Below are 22,337 nucleotides of genomic sequence, written 5' to 3'. Positions count from 1 at the left end.
GAGGATTTGGTTTGCTTAAACTAAAATTTTTAATAATTTAAAACTAGCCGTAATGCTCTTATATTTTAAAATTACAGCTATATTGATTATGCTTTTAAAATCATATAATTCGCAGCAATTTTTTATTCAAAAATAGAATAACATTACTTCGAAAAAGTGTATTTTGCATTTTTGTTTTTATGAAAAAAATAACTTTTTATTTTTTCTTTATTTTAAATTTAAGTTTTGCACAACAAAAAAATAGTTCGTTTAGGGCTATTGATGCAAGTTTATTACCTATTTTAAAAGAAATAGAGCAAAAATTTGAAGTAAAATTTTCTTACAATCCTGAATGGATTAGTAAAGAGAAAGTATCCCTTCAATTACAAAACCCCACCATAAACCAAATATTAGCCGAATTGCAAAGGCAATTACACTTTATTTTTATTAGAATAGATGAACGTTATATTAGTATTAAGCCAACAAACAAAGTTTACGTTTGTGGTTACTTAAAAGACACTGCATTAAAAAAACCAATTGAAAATGCAACCATAACTGTTTTAAAACAAAAATTGAAAACAATTACTAGTACAAATGGTTATTTTCAAATAAGTGACGTAAATATAAACGATACCATAGTAATTAAATCATTGGGTTTTGAATCAAGAAAAATTCCTGCGGTAAATTTTTATAAAAAGTGTAATGACCTATTTTTAGAAGATAAATTATATTTATTAAATGAAGTAGTAGTAAAGGAATACTTATCTTCCAGTATATCATTAATGAATGGTGGTGTTGTTAATTTTGATTTGAGTAAACCAGATATTTTAGCAGGTCAAGCCGAACCCGATGTATTGCAAAGCGTTCAGCTTTTACCAGGGATTGACAGCGTAACTGAAAATGCGACTGACCTGGTAATCAGGGGAAGTAGTCCCGATAAGAATTTGATATTATGGGACGGAATCAAGTTATACAATACGGATCATTTTTTTGGAACACTAACAAATTTAAATACGTCCATTGTAAACAATGTATCTATTCAAAAAAGCGGTGTGGATTCCAAGTTTGGTGATAGAGTTTCAGGGGTTATTGATATTAATTTAGATAGCGATTTGCCCAAAAAAATAGCATCAAATATAGGTTTGAATCCTTTACATATAGATTTTTCATTGAAACTGCCTATTGCTAAAAAATTGGGTTTAATTTTTTCTACCCGGAGGTCTTTAACAGATTTTTATAAGACTGAGGCATTTAATAATAATTTCAATCGCATCTTTCAAAATTCTAGAGTTCAATTGAATAGACAAGCTTTTAATACTGATGTTCAGGTGCAGCAAAAGCAAAATTTAATTTATGAAGATCATTCGGCTAAATTAATTTACAATTTTTTATCCAAACATAGTTTTTCGAGTACGGTGCTAGTAACAAATAATAAGTACGAAGATCAAATTGGCTTTTTAGCATCAGAAGCTACAGGTAACGTTGACGTTACTTTTTTTGACGATTTAAAAATTAAGAATTTAGGAGCAGTAGGCGTATTGGATAGTAATTGGAATAAAAAATTTGATACAACCATTGGCATCAGGTATTCAAATTATAGTTTGAACTATGTAGGTTTTAGTTTTAATCCGGTTTTTAATTTTCCATTTGAACTGGAACGATTTAATGAAATTGACGAAGTAAGTTCCTATGCTAATGCGAACTATCAATTATCGAAAAAAATAACGCTAGCTACAGGTTACGAGATATTTAGTACACGCATAAAAACAGGAATTTTCGTTCTTACGGATGAGTTTTTTAATATCGATCAAAAAAATAAACCTGCCCATTCTTTTTATGGACAAGTCATTTACAATAAGCCTAAAAAAACAAATGTATCCTTGGGTTTGAGGGTAAATAAGGTAGCAAATTTTGATGATTTAAAATGGGAACCAAGATTAAGCCTTGGAAAAAATGTTACAAAAAAATTAAGGGCCAGGGCTAGTGCCGAAATAAGACATCAATCAATCAATAGGGTGCAGGTACTTTCAGGTTTTGATACAGGGGAAGAAAATGAAATATGGTTGCCCTCAATACAGGATAGTATTCCGTTGTTAAAAAGCACTCAAGTGTCTGCTGGTATTATTTATAAAAAAAGAAATTGGGTTTTTGATGTTGATATGTATTATAAAAAATCAGAGGGATTAACAATGTTCCCAATAAGTACTGTTAATTTATTAAATATAATACCTGAAGAAGGAAGAGGAGAAGCTAAAGGAGTTGATTTTTTATTAAAAAAGAAATTTAAAAATTATACTACCTGGTTGGGATATTCTTATTCAAAAAATGAGCAACAATTTCAAAACATAAATAACAATAGGGTATTTGATGCCAACAATGATATAAGACACTCCCTAACATGGTCACATTTTTTTGAATGGAAAAATTTTCAAGTTTCCTTAGGGTGGAGGTATCGAACCGGTATTCCTTTTACCAAAATAAATCAATTGAGTTTAAATGGCTTAGAACCTGATAGTTTTGATGCTCTTAATGAAAAACGTTTGCCTGATTACCATAGGCTAGATGCTTCATTGACATACGTTACGAAATTATCAAAAATAAACAGTGATCAAAAATTAAAATTTGGAGTATCACTTCAAAATGTTTATAACAAAGAGAATATTTTAGATATCCGTTTTGGAAGAAGAATAACTTCGCAAACTATTAATATTGATGCTACTCCCTTGGAATTTAAAACTAAATCATTAGGGATAACCCCCAATTTTTATATACGTTTATTTTTTTAAATCAAACAAAAAATTTCTTTAAAACTAGGTGTTTATTTATTTTATTCTTAATCTTAAAACACCTTTAAAGACGAATAGTGTGGTATTATATACATGTGCAATTTTTATCTTTAAAAAACGTTAAATTATCACTAGATTGTCTATATAAATTTTGCTAATTAACAAGAGATTTTGAAAGTACTGTTTATTGTTTAATTGTGTAAGTTAATTACCTCCAGCTCGTTTATCATCATTAGACTTTTATCATCAAATATTATAAAAAAAAGGTTAACGTTACTTTTCTTTCTAGTAGTGCAACTGAACTTAGCTCAAAACCAGGAGAATACTTATAACTACTCTAATACTGAATTATCCATAGTTTTAAAACAATTAGAGCAAAAGTTCGGCGTCAAATTTTCATACAATCCGGAATGGATTGAAGAGATTAAAATCAATTTAAACATAGTCAACCCTACGTTAAACCAATTTTTAGTTGAATTTCAACGTCAATTGCATTTTAGTTTTGAAAAAATAGATGATCGCTACATAGTTATTAAGCCTATCAGTGAAGTGTATATTTGTGGTTATTTAAAAAATAGTATTAATAAAAAACCTATTGAGAATGCCAATGTAAATACTTTTTCTGGTAGCAAATATGCTACAACTAGTACTAAAGGCTATTTTCAGTTGAGTAATGTGCCTATAAATGATTCTATTTTAATCAGTTCATTAGGTTTTAAATCAAAAAAGCTAGCTGTAAAGTCATTTTATAAAAAGTGTAATGACCTTTATTTAGAAGAAAAGTTATATACTTTAAATGAAGTAGTTATAAAAGAGTATTTGTCTTCGGGTATTTCATTAAAAAATGATGGCACCGTACTTTTTGATCTTAAAAAAACAGATATTCTAGCAGGTCAAGCAGAACCAGACGTACTACAAAGTATTCAATTGTTACCAGGGGTTGATAATGTTTCTGAAAATGCATCCGATATCTTAATTAGAGGAGGAACAACAGACCAAAATCTTATATTATGGGATGATATTAAATTGTATAATACCGATCATTTTTTTGGAACTTTGACTAATTTAAATAGTAATATCATTAACAATGTTACAGTATACAAAAGTGGTACTAGTGCTAAATATGGGAATAGTGTTTCTGGTGTGGTAGACATTAGGTTGGATGAAAATATTCCTAAAAAAATAATTACCTCATTTGGTTTCAACTCACTTTCTAGTGACTTTGCCCTTAAAATTCCAATACATAAAAAGTTAGGACTTATTGTATCTGGACGTAGATCCTTAATTGATGTATTAAAAACACAAGCTTTCGATAATAATTTTTTTAGGATTTTTCAAAATTCAAGATTAAAGATTAATCGAGAAGCTTTTCCACTTAATACAGCATCAGATGAAAGTAGCAGGTCAATAGTCTTTGAAGATTATTCTGCTAAATTAATTTTTCAATTATCAGAAGCACACAAATTAAAGAGTACACTGCTTTATACTAATAATGATTTGCGCGATGTTTTTAATGCTGTCACTGGCGAAACCTTCGATGGTGACCTTTTGACTGATAATTTTTTTGATTTTTTGAGTATTGAAAATTTAGGAACATCATTTTTTTTAGAAAGTAAGTGGACAAATAGAATAAAAACAAAAATTGGAGGCAATTATTCAAACTATTCTTTAAATTATGTAGGGTTAAGTTTTAATCCATTATTTTTTGCACCTGTTGAGCTAGAAAGGTTTAATGAAATTGATGATGCGTCAGGCTATTTTAATGTGAATTACCAATGGAATAGTTCAGTAGGAATAAGCTCGGGGTACGAATTGACAAGTAAGCGTATAAACTATAGAATTTTAGAAGGTATATTTGGCGATTTTAATCAACGCTATAATAATAAACCAGGTCACTCTTTTTACAGCCAACTTACATATAATAAATCTGAAAATTTGCATGTGGACTTTGGAATAAGAGTAAATAAATTTGCCAATTTTGAACGATTAAGATTTGAACCTAGGTTATTTGTAGAAAAAAAAATCCATAAAAAATTACGAATAAAGGGCAGTGCTGAACAAAAAAACCAAGATATAAATAGAATTGAAATTTTATCGGGGAACGATACGGGAGAGGAAACAGAAGTATGGTTTCCTTCAAATGATAGTATACCTTTAGTAAATAGCAAGCAAGTTTCGTTAGGTGCTGTATTTAAAAACAAAAATTGGATTGTTGATATTGATGCGTATTACAAAAAATTAAAAGGCATAACGGCTTTTAATGGGAGTTTTGTAAATGTTTTTAATCAGCCCAATGAAGGGGAAGGAAAGATAAAAGGAGTAGATTTTTTATTAAAAAAGAAAATAAATAAATTTTCAATTTGGTTGGGCTATACTTTTTCAGAAAATGAACAAATTTTTGAAAGTCTTAATAACGGTAAACCATTTAATTCAAGCAATGACGTTACTCATTCATTTACAGTTTCTAATTTTTTAGAATGGAAAAGGATTCAATTTTCATTAGGTTGGAAATACAGGACAGGAACACCATTTACTGTTATTAAAGATTTTGACGATATATTAGCGCCAACTATTGAAACATTAAATGGAGAGCGTTTACCCGATTTTCATAGGTTAGATTTTTCAGCTAATTATTCCATTCCATTATCAAAAAGAGAAAACAATCAATCTGTAAAAATAGGTCTTTCAATTCAAAATTTGTACGATCGTAGAAATATTCAAAATATTAATTTTACAGATAGGCAAATTAATATAGATGATTCAAAAATCCAATTAGATCAGGTGAAGGAAATAAAAACTACTTCGTTAGGAATCACTCCAAATTTTTTTTTACGTCTTAATTTTTGAACATATTTAATTGTAACAATTCAACTTTATTTATGGGATAGTTTTATTTTTCTTAAAAATTGCGGATATTTAATCGATTAACACAAACGTTTTAGTAAAGTACGCTATTCATGGAAATTCCTAATAATCTTCAAATTAAAAGTTTTGCAGCATATAAAAAATGGTATCAACAAAGTATTGATGATCCTACGAAATTTTGGGATGCTGTTGCCAATACATTTTATTGGAAAAAGAAATGGGATAGCACTTTAGATTACGACTTTGACGTCCCCAGAGTGGAATGGTTTAAAGGAGGAAAACTAAATATTACTGAAAATTGTTTGGATCGTCATTTAGAAACCCAAGGCAACAAAACAGCCATAATTTGGGAGCCAAATGATCCAGATGAAGAAACTAGGCATATTACATACAGGCAATTATTTGTAAAAGTATCGCACTTTGCAAACGTGTTAAAAAACAATGGCATAAAAAAAGGAGATCGCGTGTGTATTTACATGCCTATGATACCTGAGTTAGCTATAGCAATGTTGGCTTGCGCCAGAATTGGAGCCATACACTCCATAGTATTTGCAGGTTTTTCCAGTACCGCAATTGCAAGCAGAATAAATGATTCGGAATGCAAAATGCTGATTACGGCTAACGAGGTTTACCGAGGAACTAAGCCAGTAGCCTTAAAGAGTATTTGCGATGAAGCATTACAAAAAACGCCTTGCATTGAAACGGTAATTGTATATCGCCGAACCGTTGAGCCTACACCAATGAAACCAGGAAGGGATAAATTTTGGTTTGATGAGTTACAGAAAGTAGCCAAAGAGTGCGAGGCTGAGGAAATGGATTCCGAGGACGCGTTGTTTATATTATATACATCAGGATCTACGGGTAAGCCAAAGGGTATGGTGCATACCACGGGGGGCTACATGGTTGGGAGTACTTTTACGTTTCAAAACGTGTTTCAACTAGAGGCAAACGATGTGTACTGGTGTACAGCTGATATCGGCTGGATTACGGGGCATTCTTATATTATTTATGGTCCTTTGGCTGCTGGGGCAACTACAGTGATGTTTGAAGGTGTACCCAGCTATCCTGACTACGGACGTTTCTGGGAAATTTGTAACAAATTAAAAGTTTCTCATTTTTATACAGCGCCAACTGCCATAAGGGCTTTGGCAAAACAGTCACTAGATTTTGTAAAAAAACATGACCTGTCTAGCTTAAAAGTTTTGGGAAGTGTTGGAGAGCCTATAAATGAAGAAGCCTGGCATTGGTATAACGACTATGTTGGCAAAGGAAATTGTCCAATAGTAGATACCTGGTGGCAAACAGAAACGGGAGCGATAATGATTTCTCCATTGGCAGGGATAACACCTACCAGACCTACATTTGCTACCTTACCATTACCTGGAATACAGCCTGTGTTAATGGATCAAAACGGCGAATCAATAGCATTAAAGGCCGAAAAAGCTGAAGGACGTTTGGCTATCCAGTTTCCGTGGCCTTCCATGGCCAGAACCGTTTATGGAGATCATAAACGTTACAAAGCTGTGTATTTTTCTCAGTTTCCTGGAAAGTATTTTACAGGTGATGGTGCTTATAGAGATGCTAGCGGAAATTATCGCATAACCGGAAGGGTAGATGATGTGGTTATTGTATCCGGGCATAATTTGGGAACCGCTCCTATTGAAAATTCCATAAATGAACATTCAGCGGTAGCAGAATCTGCCATTGTAGGCTTTCCGCATGAAATTAAAGGAACAGCTTTGTGCGCTTATGTAACTTTACATGATAATTACAAAGCTTCACCACAACTAATTGATGAAATTAAAGCGCAAATAGCCAGTACCATTGGCCCAATTGCTAAACCAGATATAGTGGTGTTTGTAGGAGGGTTACCAAAAACGCGAAGTGGCAAAATTATGCGTCGTATTTTACGTAAAATTGCATCAAAGGAAACAGATAGTTTAGGAGATACTTCTACATTACTTAATCCCGATGCGGTCGATCAAATAATTTTAGCATTTGCCAATGCTTGACATCAGGTAATGGTGTTATATTGGTACTGTTCTCAAATTGAAATATTTTAATAGGTATCATACAATGGTAAAGGTTCTTAAAAATTACCTTTACCAACAGACCAGTAAAAAGTTACCAATGAACAAAGTATTTCCAGTCCTTCAAACAAATGGATTTGAACTTAGGCAATTTCAAAATGCAAATTTAAATGATGTATTTAAAGCACTTTCAAATCCAGAGGTTGTAAGGTATTATGGCGTTAGTTTTTCAAGTTTGGAAGAAACAAAAACTCAAATGGAGTGGTTTAAAAATTTAGAAACAACAAAAACCGGAATCTGGTGGGCAATTTACGATCAAAACAACGTGTTTTGTGGTGGAATCGGTTTTAATGATATTGATTTATTGCTTAAAAAAGTTGAAATTGGCTTTTGGTTACTTCCTGAATTTTGGGGTAGAGGCATTATTAAAGCATGTGCAATGAAAGTATTTACTTATGGTTTTGAAACATTGAAATTATTTAAAATTGAAGCCTTTGTTGAAACAGAAAATAAAAACTGTTATGCGCTGCTAAAAAAGCTTAGTTTTAAATATGAAAAAACGCTAGTAAATCAAGAATGTAAAAATGGATTACCTGTTGATATTGCATTATTTTCAAAAACACCAAGTAATAAATAAAATTTACGATCGATTTTAAATTTAAAAAGGCCAATTTTCAAGTTTTTTCCGTAATAGCACAACATTGTAATTACAATTTGAATCGTAATTATAATGCTGTGCATACAATAACTTTTGATGGCTAATAATTCTAACGCTATCAAAAAATTAGACGCTATATTCTAATTAAAAGCGGTAAGTTTAACTATTAAAACGGCACTAAGCTTCGCCTCTGGCAGGGTAGTCTTCTTCCAAAACAAAATCAATTGCTTCAAGGACATCGTTAAATTTTGGTCTTGCAAATGGCATGCTTTGTACTGAACAACAATACAATGTTTGGTCTGGTTTAATTAAAAATAAACCAGGCTCAATAAACATTTCAGGTTCATCTTTAATTCCTGTTGAGGTAAACAAATTCCAATCTTTAGCTTTATCAATGGGAAATTCAAAACCAATTGGTATGTCCGCTATATCCCATTTTTCATAAGTTTCTTTGGCAGTACTTTCAGTATCACTGCTTATAGCTATAATATTTACTCCTCGTTCGGTAAACTTTGATATTTTTTGCTGTAATTCTTCCAAATAAATTTTACAAACAGGACAATGAATACCGCGGTAAAAAATAACCATTGTAAAATTTTTAGGATTTTGATCACTCAATTCCCATTGGGTATCATTTACTAAATTCACTTCAATATCTGGTACTTTTGTTCTTGGTTTTAACATATTACTTTTTTTATTTATTAAATAAAAGTAAAACCAGTACCAAAATAAAAGGATTGTGAAACCGTTTAATGTGCGCTGTTTTAAAAAAATCAATAAAATAGAAGCATCTTATTTTTTTATAGCACTTACCTCTTTTGGAGTAATCATGGTCTTTTGTGTATTGCCCCAGCTATTCATAATGTAATTCATAACGTCGGCGATTTCAGCATCCTCTAATCCTGATTTAGGCATGGTACGTTTATAAATTTTTCCATTTACTGTAATTTTTCCTTTTAAACCATATTTTACAGCGTGTATACTTTGTGGAATACTGTTTATCAACCAATCGGACTTCGCTAAAGGGGGGTAATTTTTGGATCCACTACCGTTAGTTTTGTGGCATTGTAAACAAAAATCTTTGTAAATTATAGATCCATTAGCAATACTGGTCTGTAATTTATCATTTTGATCAGCAACAGAGGTGTAAGTAGTGTTAGTCCTTGTGTACTGCCAATTTAATAGTAATACTATTACGATTTTTATAATGAAATGCATGATATATTATTTTTTTATGATTTTAACAATTCCTATTCCTTCTACCGAAAGGTAGATATAGCCGTCAGGACCTTGTTGGATATCACGAACACGACCAAAATCTTCTAATAATTTAATTCTTTGATACACCCGATTGTCGTTAATTTTTAAAAGCTCAAGATATTCAAACTTTAATGAACCTACTAATAAATGATTTTTCCAATTAGGGTAGTAATCACTAGTAACAAAACTCATTCCACTTGGCGCTATTGAAGGTGTCCAGTAATAGAAAGGCTGTTCCATTCCTTTTTTATGCGTTTTAGTGGTAATCGTACTACCATCATAATTTAAACCGTAAGTAATTATTGGCCAACCGTAATTACTCCCTTTATTAAGTATATTAATTTCATCACCTCCTTTAGGGCCGTGTTCATGTATCCAGAGTTTACCTGTTTTTGGGTGAGTGGTCATTCCTTGTGGATTACGATGACCGTATGAATAGATGGCCTTTTTTGCGTTTTTTACGTTTACAAAAGGATTATCTTCAGGAATACTACCACGGTCACTAAGGCGATAAACCTTTCCGCAATCTCGCGTAATATCTTGCGGATTAGCATCTCTGTTTCCGCGATCGCCAATGGAAAAATAAACATTATTTAGGGCGTCAAAAGCAATACGGGATCCAAAATGATGACTTTTTGGTGAATTCGGAGTTGCTTTATACAATAGTTCTAAGTTTTTTAACCGATCTCCTTCAAGTTTAGCTCTGGCTAAAGCAGTATTAGAACCCCCTTCTTCAGCAGGGGAAGCGTATGTAAAATAAAGCCATCCGTTATTTTTATACTCAGGATGTAATTTAATATCTAACAATCCGCCCTGACCGCGATTTGTAATTTCTGGTACGTTTTTAATGGTACTAACTTTGCCATCAGTATAGCGCAAAAGACGCCCCTCTTTTTCGCAAGCAAGTATACTATTATCGGGCAACCAAGTAAACCCCCAAATAATGTTTTCATTTTCAAAAACGATTTCCGTAGTAAAACTTTCGTTAGAATGTACTAATGCAACTGATTGAGTTTCAATTTGAGCAAATACATTATTGCAAAACAAAAATGGTAAAATAAACAGCCCGAAAAATAGCGTTTCATTCAGCTGATAGTTGTTGTTTTTTAAAGTTCTAAAGCTATACATAGGGATAAAAATACGGTAATTTTTATTAGTTAGCTACTGGTATATAAAGTACTATTCAACTTTAAATTCTCAGAAATTATCGATCATTAATGCTTACTCCAAATCTGATCGTTAAATAACTTATGTAAGTTAACAAGCTATTATGTAATTTTTTAATTGAAAATTTATAGAGGTTAAGTTTTAAGTTTACAATTAGATAAAGTGTAACAATGCTCACAAAAACTTTAAGAGTTATGCCCCTTATAATTTTGTTATGTTGTAATGAGCAATATTGTGTATAATGTAAGTTTTTACATAAAATATTATTATGAGTAACATAAATAAAAGTTATTTTTAATGTATATTTAACATAATAATTCTTAAACAAATACTAAATTTACAAGAAATAAACTTTGGTAAATTGAAAAAAAAACTCCTACATATTGCCTCAATAGTGCTATTTTTGGCTGTTTTTACGCCATTGGTGTTGAATTTACTTGAATTTACAAAGGACACTGTTGTTTTATATGAGGTAGGAGAAGAAGATCAAAATGAAACCAAGACGGAATTAGAGATAAACGATGTTTTTTTTAGAAATAAAGTAGCTCCTGAACACATACAAATAGTTCATCTTCAGATTAATATTATAGACCATTATCTTTTTAGACATTCACTTTTTGCAAGTGAAATTATACCTCCTCCGCCTAAATTTTATATTTAGAATAATTAATTTTTTACTTAATATATTTCTGTTTCTGTTAAAAAAAACTTGTTGTAAGTCGTGTTAATGTGTAACTTCAACGGTTTAATTTTAAAATTTTCAGACAAGCAAATTACTATTCTTTTAGGAATAGCAGTGGTTTTAAAAGTATTGTAAAATTAAAGTAATACAGTTAGTAAAAGTTAAATTCAGTATAAATTCTCAGAAAAAGTAAGTCTATGTTCAAGTATTTAAAAAACGATATACCAGCAAGTATTGTTGTATTTTTTGTGGCATTGCCTTTGTGTTTAGGTATCGCATTAGCCAGTGGTGCGCCGCCTTTTGCAGGAATGATAGCAGGTATTATTGGTGGTATAGTTGTTGGAACTTTAAGTGGTTCTCAAATAGGTGTTAGTGGGCCAGCGGCAGGTTTAGCAGCTATTGTTTTAACAGCAATTACAAGTTTAGGAGGATACGAAAATTTTTTGGTAGCAGTAGTAATAGGTGGCGTAATTCAAATAGTTTTTGGTATTTTAAAGGCAGGGGTTATTGGATATTATTTTCCAAATTCCGTGATAAAAGGAATGTTGGTTGGAATTGGTATTATTATAATTCTAAAAGAAATTCCTTACTTTTTTGGATACGACAAGGCGACCGGGGGGCAATTTTCATTTTTTAAAGTAGAATTTGAATCGTTATTTACGCCCATCATAAATTCAATAGGAAACCCTTCATTGGGTCCATTGTTTATTGGTGTCTTTGCTTTGTTATTAATTATTTTTTGGGACAACGTATTGGCAAAAAAAGCCAAAATTTTTACCTTGATACAAGGTCCTTTTGCAGCTGTGGTATTAGGTGTCCTTTATACTGTAATAACCATGGGCAATGAAACTTGGGGCATTTTAAGCAATCATTTGGTTAAAGTTCCTATTCCAGATAGTTTTGATTCGTTCTTGGGACAATTCAGATTTCCAAATTTTAGTGTAATTACTAAAACGGAAATATGGGTTACCGGCTTTACTATTGCTTTAGTAGCTAGTTTAGAAACATTACTATGTGTTGAGGCTACAGACAAAATTGACCCTCGAAAGCGTGTTACACCAACTAATAGGGAGTTGCTGGCGCAAGGAGCAGGAAATATATTGTCTGGTCTTGTTGGTGGATTGCCCATAACTCAGGTAATAGTAAGGAGTTCAGCAAATATTCAATCTGGAGGACAAACTAAATTATCTGCAATAATTCACGGATTTTTGTTACTAATTTCTGTCATAACCATTCCTAATTTATTAAACCTAATCCCTTATTCAGTATTAGCCGCTATTTTACTTATTGTAGGTTATAAACTGGCACATCCTTCAAAATTTAAAAAGATGTTTTCTTTGGGGTGGAAACAGTGGGTGCCATTTTTAATTACTGTTATTCTTATTGTAGCTACCGATTTACTTTTGGGAATTGGAGTAGGGCTTGCCGTGGGAATTATTATTGTGCTAGTAAAGAGTTACCAAAACTCTCATTTTTTGCACATTAAGGAAACGGATACTAAATTTCATAAAGTAAAAATGGATTTGGCTGAAGAGCTTACCTTTTTCAATAAAGGGGCAATTATGAGGGAGTTAGAAGCACTTCCAAAAGATACATATTTAGAAATAGACGCTGTAAAAACACGGTATTTAGATAATGATATTATTGAGGTTTTGGAAGACTTTATTGAAAAAGCAAAAAACAGAAATATTCAAATAAAATTGATATCAGATCAAGGTGTATTGGATAACCCAAGTAGTTTTATTGAAATTTTTAAAAGCAAATCTTAGTCTGGTGATAATAATTTAATAAAAAAATTATGAAAGCACATACAAAAGAATCACAAGCACTGATGACGCCATCGAGTGCACTGACTGCTTTAAAAGAAGGTAATAAGCGCTTTGTAATTAATAAAATGCTGCATTGAAATTTAAATGATCAGGTAGCACAAACGGCTTCGGGTCAATATCCATTTGCAACCGTATTGCATTGCATTGATTCCAGAGTGTCCGCAGAGCTAATTTTTGACCAAGGTATTGGCGATTTATTTAGCATCCGTATTGCAGGAAATTTTGTTAATCAAGATATTTTAGGAAGCATGGAATTTGCCTGTAAATTGGCAGGGACTAAAATTTTAGTGGTTTTAGGGCATACTGCTTGTGGAGCCGTAAAAGGAGCCTGTGATCATGTTCGGTTAGGTAACTTGACCGAACTTATTAATAGGATAGAACCTGATGTTGAAGCAGTAAAAGAACCTAAGAACGAAGCCTCGCGAACTTCAAAAAATATAGATTTTGTTAATAAAGTTGCCCAAAAAAATGTGGAAATGACACTGGAAGCTATCAGAAAAAAGAGTCCAGTTTTAAAAGAGTTGGAAGCCATTGCCGAATTACAAATTATTGGTGGCATGTATGACATTAGTACTGGTGTGGTTGCTTTTTGTTAGTAATACATAGCACTACACCGATTATACATTAAATTTTGCTATACGATTAACACTTAACAATCAATGAAGTAATAAATACTTTTTAAAAGTCATCCAGTCCATTAATAGATGAATCGTTTCGCCTGAAATTCAACATCAACTACATATCAAATAAATTGGTGAAACAAGCATTATAAGACAAGCTAAATTTGAAGATCTTAGGGAGTGCTTTAAATACTTAGAGGATAGTAAGTTTACTATCAAATTAAAACAATGGGTTAAATTTATTTTAATTAAAATGGTGCTTATTATGTAATACTATAGATTTAGGAGTATGTATTTTTAATACAAACTAACTTTAATAAAAAATGTTAATGGGAAAATACTATTTACTACCTTTTGCAATAGTTGTATCGTTGATTTCGTGGATAACAATAGAAAGTGGTGAAAACGATACAAGCAAAGATAATAGGCATAAATTGAAAGTATTACTTATTGGATCATCACATTGGGATAATTATGAGACAGGAGGAATAGATGTTACTCAAACCAACGAGATTGATATTATATCCGATAGATATCAGAAAGAACTTGAGTTAATATCAGAAAAAATAGCACAATTTCAGCCCGATAAGATTTTTGTGGAAAGGCCACTTTCATACCAACCCCAGTTAGATTCTTTGTATAATTTGTATTCAACTTCTGGATCAACCCGAAAATATGATAAGTCTTAATCCTGACTGGCAAATTATAGAATTAAAAGATGTGGTAAATATGTAGCGTATTTACGTTTTATTCCAATGAGTATTTATATCATTCACGCATCAAAATAAGTAAATTTGAAACATGAATATTATAGCCTTTTCAGTTCATAATATGGGTGGTAATTCATTTTATGATGTATTTCGCTTACGCAGGAAGTGAGTGCATTAAATAGCTAAATTTGTCCTGTGAAAACAGGCATCACGATAATTATATACAATGAAGTTAACATTATCCTTTTTACTAAGCTTACTAATTTTTAGTGCCACTTTTTCACAAGATTTAGTGCGTTACACAAATAACAACGGGGAAAGTCATTTGAGCGGTAATTTTAAAATTGAAGATTTAGAAAAAGATCCTGAATTTAAAAAATGGTTTGTAAAAAATTATACAGCATATAAGACCTCTGAAATAAAAGAGGATTGGGCAAATCGCTTTAAAGATGTTACTGTACAAATTTTTATGGGAACTTGGTGTAGTGATAGTAAAAAGTGGGTACCAAAATTCGTAAAACTTTGGGATGAATTGGGCTTAAAGCGGACACAATTAAATTTTGTTGCCTTGTATGATTCTATTGAAGGCAAATACAAACAAAGCCCAAATGGACAAGAAAAAGATTGGGAAGTGCACAGATTACCAACTATAATTTTTAATAAAGATGATCAGGAATTGGGAAGAATAATTGAGTCACCAATTAACAGTTTAAGAACCGATGTAGCTCAAATTGCATTAGGAGTTCCTTCGGAGCCAAACTACCGCACTGCTAACCGAATGATTCAGTTATTAAAAACCACCCCAATAGAAAGTCTAATGAGTGATAGCAATAGCATAGAACAGCTGCGCAAGATAGTAAAAAATTCAAGTGAGTTGAATACATTAGCAAGGGTGTATTTAGAATCAAACCGAATAGATAAAGCCTTGGTTGTTTTTTATTTTAACACCCAATTGTTTGAAAATGAATCTAAAATATATGCAAACTATGCTAAGGCACTGACTGCTTCAGGTCAAATTAAAAAAGCAATTAAAAACTACAAGAAAGCGTTAATATTAGATGGTGGTAATATTGAAATAAAAAAGCAACTTAAAAAATTGAGAGGCATTAATTAATGAAGAGTGTAGGTATGTTTAGGACAGAATATTAAAAAATAAGATGTTAATGATATTGAAATAGGGGGTCTGGAGGGTATAATTTAGTACCTGTGAAAAAATCCTATTCATATTGTATATATCATTATCGATTATTTAAATGTAACTGCTTAATAATAAGTTAATAAAGTGTCAATTTATTTTATTAAAAGTTTATTCTTACTAAAAAAAAACGTTTGTTAGGATCTTATATCAAATTACACAAATTCTTCTTTTTTTTTCAAATCATTAAAAATTAGTGTTTTAGTTATGTTTAAATTTAGTTTTGTCTTTAGGGAAAATACTCAAAATTAAAAAAACCTTTTAAAATATTCTAAGTATTTCGGGTATTATAGATTAAGGATATATTTGGACTACAGTACATTATAGTAAAAAATATTACTTAATTTATATATTGCACAAAAAAATAATATGAAAAAAATATTTTTATTTGGCTGTATATTGTTAGGTGAAATAGTAGCAGCTCAAAGTGAATTAGCATGGGTTTTTTTTAATGAAAAACCAGATGCTGAAAGCAGAATTAATACCCCAGAAAAATTTTTAACACTAAAAGCTATCGAAAGAAAACGAAGGCATAAAATCAAAGTTGATGACAGAGATTTACCGTTAGAGCAAGAGTACATAACTAAAATAAAAAACCAGTCAGGAATTACTTTTTTAGCATCTTCTAAGTGGTTTAACGGAATATTTGTTGAGGGTAAAAAATCTGATATCGAAACTTTATTATCTCTTTCTTTTGTCAAAAGTCTATTTTTTATGGATCGTAGCTTAAATCCCAAAGATGTTAAAAATGAAATACCAAAGTTTAAATATAGAATGGGGTTAGGTGAGCCTACTAAAATTGATGTCGAAAAAAATAAATCTACTGAAACTTTTGATTATGGTTTTTCTGAGGATCAAAATAAGCAAATTAATGTTCAGGCTCTCCATAACGAAGGTTTTACAGGTAAGGGAATTACTATAGCTATTATGGATTCTGATTTTACAGAATTTAATAATGATATTCTTACTCAAAGAATGAGAGGTAAAGGATTGTTTTTGGGAGGTTATGACTTCAATAAACGATCAGATAATTTTATTAATAAAATTGATGAAATAGATTTTATACATGGAATAGGAGTTTTAAGTGTTATGGCAGGTTTTTTTGATGGTAAATTTACTTCAAGTGGAAATGAATTAAAATATGTAGGAACAGCACCCGATGCATCGTATTATAATTTTGTTACAGAAGTAATGGAAAGTGAAAGTCCTAAAGAAGAAATTTTTTGGATAGCTGCAGCAGAAAGAGCAGATAGTCTAGGAGTTGATATAATAAACACCTCATTAGGTTATGATCAATTTGACGAAGAAAAATACAATTATAAAAAAACTGATATGGATGGGAAAACATCCTTTATAGCCAGAGGGGCAAGTTTAGCTTTAGAAAAAGGGATGTTAACAGTTGTTTCCGCAGGTAATTTAGGTCAAGATCCTTGGAAGATTATTTCAACCCCCGCAGATTCTCCGAACGTATTAAGTGTTGCTGGGGTGGAAGCTGATAATAAAAGATGGAGATATTCTTCAATAGGACCAAGTGCTGATGGCAGACAAAAGCCCGACGTTGCAGCATTATCTCAAAGTGTATTAGGAACAGCAATTGGTTTTGATTTAACGGGAGGTGATTTGTTGGAATACGACGGTACATCTTTTGCGGCTCCATTAATAAGTGGCGCAATTGCATGTTTATGGCAAAGTATTCCAGAAAAAACACCGTCTGAAATAATGGATATTGTTAGAAAAGCTTCAAGTCAAGCAAATACACCAGATAATGAATTGGGATTTGGAATACCAGATTTTGGAAAAGCAGCAGGTTTAATAGATGATACATTATTTATAACTGATTTTGATACCGTAGATACTACTAATGATGATATGGTACAAATTATGTATAGTTCAACAGATAACTCTATAATTATAAATGGAGATAATAACCAAATGACTTACACAATATTTGATTTATCAGGAGGTGTTATTACTCAAGATAAATTGGATAAAAATAAAGCTGAAAATAAAATAAATCATTTATCTAAAGGATTTTATTTTTTACATGTCGAAGATTTGGCATCAAAAAAGAGTACAACATTAAAATTTACTAAATAAAAATATTGTAAAATTATTTTATAACAAAACCCTTACTAGTAAGGGTTTTGTCATTTATATAATATCTATTAAGTACTAAGTAAAATATTTAAGGTTAACCAAGTATATGTAATTCAGTAAAATCTTTAGGAATATTAAATTCGGCTACACCACCTTTATAAATAATTTCAGGAGTAAATTTTTGATTATCCAGCTCCATTGATTTCACGGTAAAAGGACTACCAATTAAACTAATTTTTAAAGATTTGTAGCTAGTTTTATATTTACCTGTTTTAAATTGCTGAATAGTGATTTCATTATCTTTTCCCGTGTAAATAAAATCACGTTTGCTAAATACTCCTTTTTTGTAGCCATAGCCATCATTTTCATCTTCATACACTACAGATTTTTCAATGCCATTTTTGTAATAGCAATCAAGTTGAAGCTCTTCAATATTTTTTTCTCCCACATATTGTTGCACAGGATATCGCGGTATGATTGCACCTGATTTTACAAAAATAGGCATGGAATCTAAATCAGCATCAACCCAATATTCTTTACCTCCCATAATTACAGTATTGGACCAAAAATCAAACCAAATGCCCTTAGGAATATACATGCGTCTCCCTTTGGTATTGGGTTCATTAATTGGACAAACTAAAATTTGGTTTCCAAAAATAAATTCGTCGGTGCGGTAATGCGTTTGAACATCCTCTTGATCAAATATCACTAATGATTTTAACATTGGAATGCCCTCCTTAATATAATTGTAAAAGGCAGTGTATATGTAAGGCAGTAAAGTATATCTAATTTCAATAAACTTACGCGAAATATCTGTTATTTCATCACCAAAAGACCAAGGTTCTTGTTCGCCGTGATCCCCACTTGAATGTACTCTAAAAAAAGGATGAAAAATCCCTAATTGAATCCAACGAGCAAATAATTCACCTTGCGGTTGTTCCGCAAATCCACCGATATCAGTACCCGCAAAGGAATAGCCCGACATGCACATGCGCTGAATTTGTCGGTTAGCAATTACCAAATGTTCCCAAGTGGCAATATTATCGCCCATCCAAGTACTTGTATAGCGTTGAGTTCCTGAGTAGGCTGAACGTGTAATAACAAAAGGTCGGGTAGGGTAGCCAGCACGTTTTACACCATGGTAAGTAGCTCGTGCCATTTGCATACCGTAAATATTATGTGCCTTTCGGTGACTGCATGGGTGGCCATCATAATCATGACGCACATCATTAGGAAATGATTTCCCCGGAACATCCATCACAGCAGGCTCATTCATATCATTCCATACACCACGCACGCCAACTTCTTCAATTAATCCTTTAAATAAGGTTGCCCACCATTCTCTAACTTCAGGCCGTGTATAATCTGGAAAATAGCATTCCCCAGGCCAAACTTTCCCTTTCATATATGGTCCATCGGCACGTTTGCAATAGTAATCGTTTTCTAAGCCTTCTAAAAATACATCGTAGTTGTAATCAATTTTAATTCCTGGATCAATAATTACTACGGTTTTAAAACCATCGTCGGACAGTTCCTTAACCATGTGTTTGGGATCAGGAAACTTCTCTTTGTCCCACGTAAAGCATCGAAAACCATCCATATAATCAATATCCAAATAAATGGCATCACATGGGATGTTTAACGCTCTAAATTTACCCGTAATTTCCTTTACTTTAGCTTCAGGGTAGTAACTCCATTTACATTGATGAAATCCTAAGGCCCACAATGGTGGCATTTCAGGCACTCCTGTAAGTTGTGTGTATTTGATAACTACATCTTCCATTTTTGGACCGTAAATGAAGTAGTAATTCATTTCGCCACCTTGCGCCCAAAAGCTTGTTACATTTCGACGCTCATGGCAGAAGTCAAAATAGCTGCGGAACGTATTGTCAAAAAATACTCCGTAAGCTTTTTTATGATGTAAGCCTACGTAAAAAGGAATGGCTTTGTAAATGGGATCCGTATTGCTGCCAAAGGCGTATGAATCTGTAGCCCAGTTTTCGACTCGTTTCCCTTTCAAATTTGAGTGCAAGGGTTTGTCTCCTAATGCGTAAAAACTTTCTGCGTCAGCTGAAATTTTACTCATTTTAACAATGTCACTCCCTAGCTCATAACTTTCTTCCCAGTGAAATCCTTGTTCATCCTGAAGGATAATACAATTTTCCTCAATATCATAAATAGTAACTTTTAAATTACTTTTTAAAATATGAATGGCAATTTTTTCGGTGGTAATTATGTAAGTATCATCTGTTTCTTCAATATCCAAGGTATTATAGCCGTTTAGAGCTTTTTTGTCAATTGCATACGAAAAATCATCTTCAAAAGTATTTGTAGTCGAATATCTAAAACGTACAACGCTATCCCTAAGAACAGTAAGTTGCAGTATTACTCCATTTTCAGTGTGAAAGAAAAAGGTGTCAATATCCTTTTCGTGTTTTAACACTTTGGTAGGATACATGTTCCCTTTACGTTCTATATGTTCATTTAATATCATAAGAAATGGTTTTCCAATTTTATACTTATTAAAGGTACTTATTCGTGTTTAAAAACAATAACAGAAAGTGGAGGTAAAGTAATAAAGGTTGAATATTTTTTAAAATGCCATCCTTTGTTGGAAACTTTTATTGATTTACTATTTTTTATGTCACTTCCATGATATTTCTTTAAATCCGAATTAAAGATTTCTTTTAAATTTTTATTAGAATTTACCCCTAATTTATATTTTTTTATTGTAGAAGGTGTTAAATTACAAACAACAATTAAATTATTTTTGGGATCGTGTCCTTTTCGTATGTAGCTAATCACTGATTTTTCAGCATCATTATGCTCAATCCATTCAAAACCTTCGTGACTAAATGCTTTTTCGTATAATGCAGGTTCTTTTTGATACAAATCATTTAAGTCAGCAACAAAAGCCTGTAATTTTTTATGTGGATCAAAATCGAGCAAATGCCAATCTAAACTTTGTTGAAAGTTCCATTCTTCAGTTTGACCAAATTCAGCACCCTGAAATAAAAGTTTAGTTCCTGGGTGGGTAAACATATAACCATACATGGCTCTTAAATTAGCAAAGCGTTGCCATTCATCACCAGGCATTCTGTAAATTAAGGATTTTTTACCATAAACCACTTCATCGTGTGAAAATGGAAGCATAAAATTTTCGCTAAATGCATAAGCTAAACTGAAGGTAATTTCGTTATGGTGGTATTTACGATAAATAGTATCCTTAGCAAAGTAATCCAAAGTATCGTGCATCCAGCCCATCATCCATTTCATACCAAAGCCTAAACCGCCTAACTCAATGGGTTTAGTTACGCCAGGAAAAGCCGTGGATTCTTCAGCAATGGTTTGGATACCATTGAAACGGGCGTATAGTTCTGTATTGAATTCTTTGATAAATGCAATGGCTTCCAAATTTTCACGTCCACCGTATATGTTAGGTTCCCATTCACCTTCCTCCCTAGAATAATCCAAATATAACATGGAGGCTACGGCATCTACTCTAAGCGCGTCAATATGAAATTCCTGCATCCAAAATACCGCATTGCTAATAAGAAATGCTTTTACTTCATTGCGTCCGTAATTAAAAATCAAACTTTTCCAGTCCTGGTGGTACCCTTTCCTTGGGTCAGGATGTTCATATAAATTAGAACCATCAAAAAAGCCTAAACCATGTGCGTCTTCGGGGAAGTGGGAGGGTACCCAATCCACTATAACTCCAATATCATGTTTATGGAATTGATCAATCAAATACTTTAAATCATCAGGCGTTCCAAAGCGAGCACTAGGAGCAAAATAACCCGTTAGTTGATATCCCCATGAGGGAGAAAACGGGTATTCCATAATAGGCATAAATTCTACATGAGTAAAATTCATTTTTGACACATAACTTACCAGGTCTTTAGCTAACTCGCGAAAGCTTAAATTTTTATAACCATCATTCTTTTTCCAAGATTCCAAATGTACTTCGTATACGGAATAGGGTTTATCCAAACCATTCTTATCTTTTCGGTACGTCATCCAAGCATCATCTTTCCATTTATATTTAGATGGATTTTGAACAATTGACGCTGTTTTTGGGGGCAATTCACAAAGTCTACCGTATGGATCAGCTTTTTCAGTAACAATTCCTTGATTGTGAGATTCTATCCGGTATTTGTATAATTCACCTGCAGTGACATTAGGAATAAATCCTTCCCAAATTCCTGAACTATCCCAACGGACAAGCAACTGATGATTGTTACCCTGCCAAAAGTTGAAATTTCCAATAACCGAAACAGATTTAGCAGTTGGCGCCCATACAGAAAAATAGGTGCCTTTTACACCATCAATTGTTAAAGGATGGGCTCCAAATTTATCGAACAAATTATAGTGAGAGCCATTTTTGAAAAGAGAAATGTCAAAATCGGTAAAAAGAGAATAAGGTTGTACAAGCTCCATTAATGCGATGCTATTTGTT

At 32.1% G+C, this 22,337-nt stretch carries 14 protein-coding genes and 1 pseudogene; 10 read left to right on the top strand and 5 right to left on the bottom strand.

Annotated elements, in window-relative coordinates:
* Window positions 1–179: 179 nt before the first annotated feature.
* From GMC_RS0104940 to GMC_RS0104925, 4 genes are all read left to right on the top strand, one after another.
* On the top strand, window positions 180–2,765 hold the full coding sequence (locus tag GMC_RS0104940) for a TonB-dependent receptor (RefSeq protein WP_010521097.1): 2,586 nt from the start codon (window positions 180–182) through the stop codon (window positions 2,763–2,765).
* A gap of 291 nt (window positions 2,766–3,056) precedes the next feature.
* Window positions 3,057–5,612 (top strand): TonB-dependent receptor domain-containing protein, encoded by a 2,556-nt coding sequence (locus GMC_RS0104935; RefSeq protein WP_010521096.1) that lies wholly within the window; start codon window positions 3,057–3,059, stop codon window positions 5,610–5,612.
* 110 nt (window positions 5,613–5,722) lie between these two features.
* Window positions 5,723–7,642, top strand: coding sequence for an acetate--CoA ligase (gene acs, locus GMC_RS0104930; protein WP_010521095.1), 1,920 nt, complete (start codon window positions 5,723–5,725; stop codon window positions 7,640–7,642).
* A 118-nt stretch (window positions 7,643–7,760) separates the two neighbouring features.
* Entirely contained in the window at window positions 7,761–8,297 is a 537-nt protein-coding gene (locus tag GMC_RS0104925) for a GNAT family N-acetyltransferase (protein WP_010521094.1), read from the top strand.
* Window positions 8,298–8,495: 198 nt separating this feature from the next.
* Here GMC_RS0104925 and GMC_RS0104920 read toward each other — a convergent pair whose 3' ends face one another.
* From GMC_RS0104920 to GMC_RS0104910, 3 genes are all read right to left on the bottom strand, one after another.
* The gene (locus GMC_RS0104920; protein WP_029489606.1) at window positions 8,496–9,002 is read right to left on the bottom strand and encodes a peroxiredoxin-like family protein; all 507 of its coding nucleotides are present in this window, start codon (window positions 9,000–9,002) and stop codon (window positions 8,496–8,498) included.
* A gap of 108 nt (window positions 9,003–9,110) precedes the next feature.
* A complete protein-coding gene (locus GMC_RS0104915; protein ID WP_010521092.1) occupies window positions 9,111–9,536 on the bottom strand; it encodes a c-type cytochrome in 426 nt (141 codons plus the stop codon).
* A gap of 6 nt (window positions 9,537–9,542) precedes the next feature.
* Complete coding sequence (locus GMC_RS0104910; protein ID WP_010521091.1) at window positions 9,543–10,706, bottom strand: PQQ-dependent sugar dehydrogenase; 1,164 nt, start codon at window positions 10,704–10,706, stop codon at window positions 9,543–9,545.
* Window positions 10,707–11,106: 400 nt separating this feature from the next.
* Here GMC_RS0104910 and GMC_RS0104905 point away from each other — a divergent pair, with 400 nt between their 5' ends.
* The 6 genes and pseudogenes from GMC_RS0104905 (at window position 11,107) to GMC_RS0104880 (ending at window position 17,878) form a co-directional block, all read left to right on the top strand.
* On the top strand, window positions 11,107–11,406 hold the full coding sequence (locus GMC_RS0104905) for a hypothetical protein (RefSeq protein ID WP_010521090.1): 300 nt from the start codon (window positions 11,107–11,109) through the stop codon (window positions 11,404–11,406).
* A 218-nt stretch (window positions 11,407–11,624) separates the two neighbouring features.
* Window positions 11,625–13,196, top strand: a complete 1,572-nt coding sequence (locus GMC_RS0104900) for a SulP family inorganic anion transporter (protein WP_010521089.1) — start codon at window positions 11,625–11,627, stop codon at window positions 13,194–13,196.
* A 29-nt stretch (window positions 13,197–13,225) separates the two neighbouring features.
* Window positions 13,226–13,852, top strand: a pseudogene (locus tag GMC_RS19090) (carbonic anhydrase family protein).
* A 353-nt stretch (window positions 13,853–14,205) separates the two neighbouring features.
* A complete protein-coding gene (locus GMC_RS0104890) occupies window positions 14,206–14,565 on the top strand; it encodes a hypothetical protein (RefSeq protein WP_010521086.1) in 360 nt (119 codons plus the stop codon).
* A 247-nt stretch (window positions 14,566–14,812) separates the two neighbouring features.
* The gene (locus GMC_RS0104885) at window positions 14,813–15,700 is read left to right on the top strand and encodes a tetratricopeptide repeat protein (protein WP_010521085.1); all 888 of its coding nucleotides are present in this window, start codon (window positions 14,813–14,815) and stop codon (window positions 15,698–15,700) included.
* Window positions 15,701–16,150: 450 nt separating this feature from the next.
* Entirely contained in the window at window positions 16,151–17,878 is a 1,728-nt protein-coding gene (locus tag GMC_RS0104880; RefSeq protein WP_010521084.1) for a S8 family peptidase, read from the top strand.
* 94 nt (window positions 17,879–17,972) lie between these two features.
* Here GMC_RS0104880 and GMC_RS0104875 read toward each other — a convergent pair whose 3' ends face one another.
* Complete coding sequence (locus tag GMC_RS0104875) at window positions 17,973–20,372, bottom strand: glycoside hydrolase family 31 protein (protein WP_010521083.1); 2,400 nt, start codon at window positions 20,370–20,372, stop codon at window positions 17,973–17,975.
* 38 nt (window positions 20,373–20,410) lie between these two features.
* Entirely contained in the window at window positions 20,411–22,318 is a 1,908-nt protein-coding gene (gene glgB / locus GMC_RS0104870) for a 1,4-alpha-glucan branching protein GlgB (protein WP_010521082.1), read from the bottom strand.
* Window positions 22,319–22,337: the final 19 nt, after the last annotated feature.

The organism is Aquimarina agarivorans (assembly GCF_000218485.1).
In the GTDB taxonomy this organism is placed as follows: Bacteria; Bacteroidota; Bacteroidia; order Flavobacteriales; family Flavobacteriaceae; genus Aquimarina; species Aquimarina agarivorans.
Note: the sequence above shows the minus strand (reverse complement) of the source record. Positions and strands in the feature narration are given on the sequence as shown.

Coding starts and splice junctions, on each gene's coding strand:
- GMC_RS0104890 (WP_010521086.1), top strand. CDS start 14,206: ATGGGAAAATACTATTTACTACCTTTTGCAATAGTTGTATCGTTGATT.
- glgB (WP_010521082.1), bottom strand. CDS start 22,318: ATGGAGCTTGTACAACCTTATTCTCTTTTTACCGATTTTGACATTTCT.
- GMC_RS0104920 (WP_029489606.1), bottom strand. CDS start 9,002: ATGTTAAAACCAAGAACAAAAGTACCAGATATTGAAGTGAATTTAGTA.
- GMC_RS0104900 (WP_010521089.1), top strand. CDS start 11,625: ATGTTCAAGTATTTAAAAAACGATATACCAGCAAGTATTGTTGTATTT.
- GMC_RS0104910 (WP_010521091.1), bottom strand. CDS start 10,706: ATGTATAGCTTTAGAACTTTAAAAAACAACAACTATCAGCTGAATGAA.
- acs (WP_010521095.1), top strand. CDS start 5,723: ATGGAAATTCCTAATAATCTTCAAATTAAAAGTTTTGCAGCATATAAA.
- GMC_RS0104940 (WP_010521097.1), top strand. CDS start 180: ATGAAAAAAATAACTTTTTATTTTTTCTTTATTTTAAATTTAAGTTTT.
- GMC_RS0104880 (WP_010521084.1), top strand. CDS start 16,151: ATGAAAAAAATATTTTTATTTGGCTGTATATTGTTAGGTGAAATAGTA.
- GMC_RS0104885 (WP_010521085.1), top strand. CDS start 14,813: ATGAAGTTAACATTATCCTTTTTACTAAGCTTACTAATTTTTAGTGCC.
- GMC_RS0104875 (WP_010521083.1), bottom strand. CDS start 20,372: ATGATATTAAATGAACATATAGAACGTAAAGGGAACATGTATCCTACC.
- GMC_RS0104915 (WP_010521092.1), bottom strand. CDS start 9,536: ATGCATTTCATTATAAAAATCGTAATAGTATTACTATTAAATTGGCAG.
- GMC_RS0104925 (WP_010521094.1), top strand. CDS start 7,761: ATGAACAAAGTATTTCCAGTCCTTCAAACAAATGGATTTGAACTTAGG.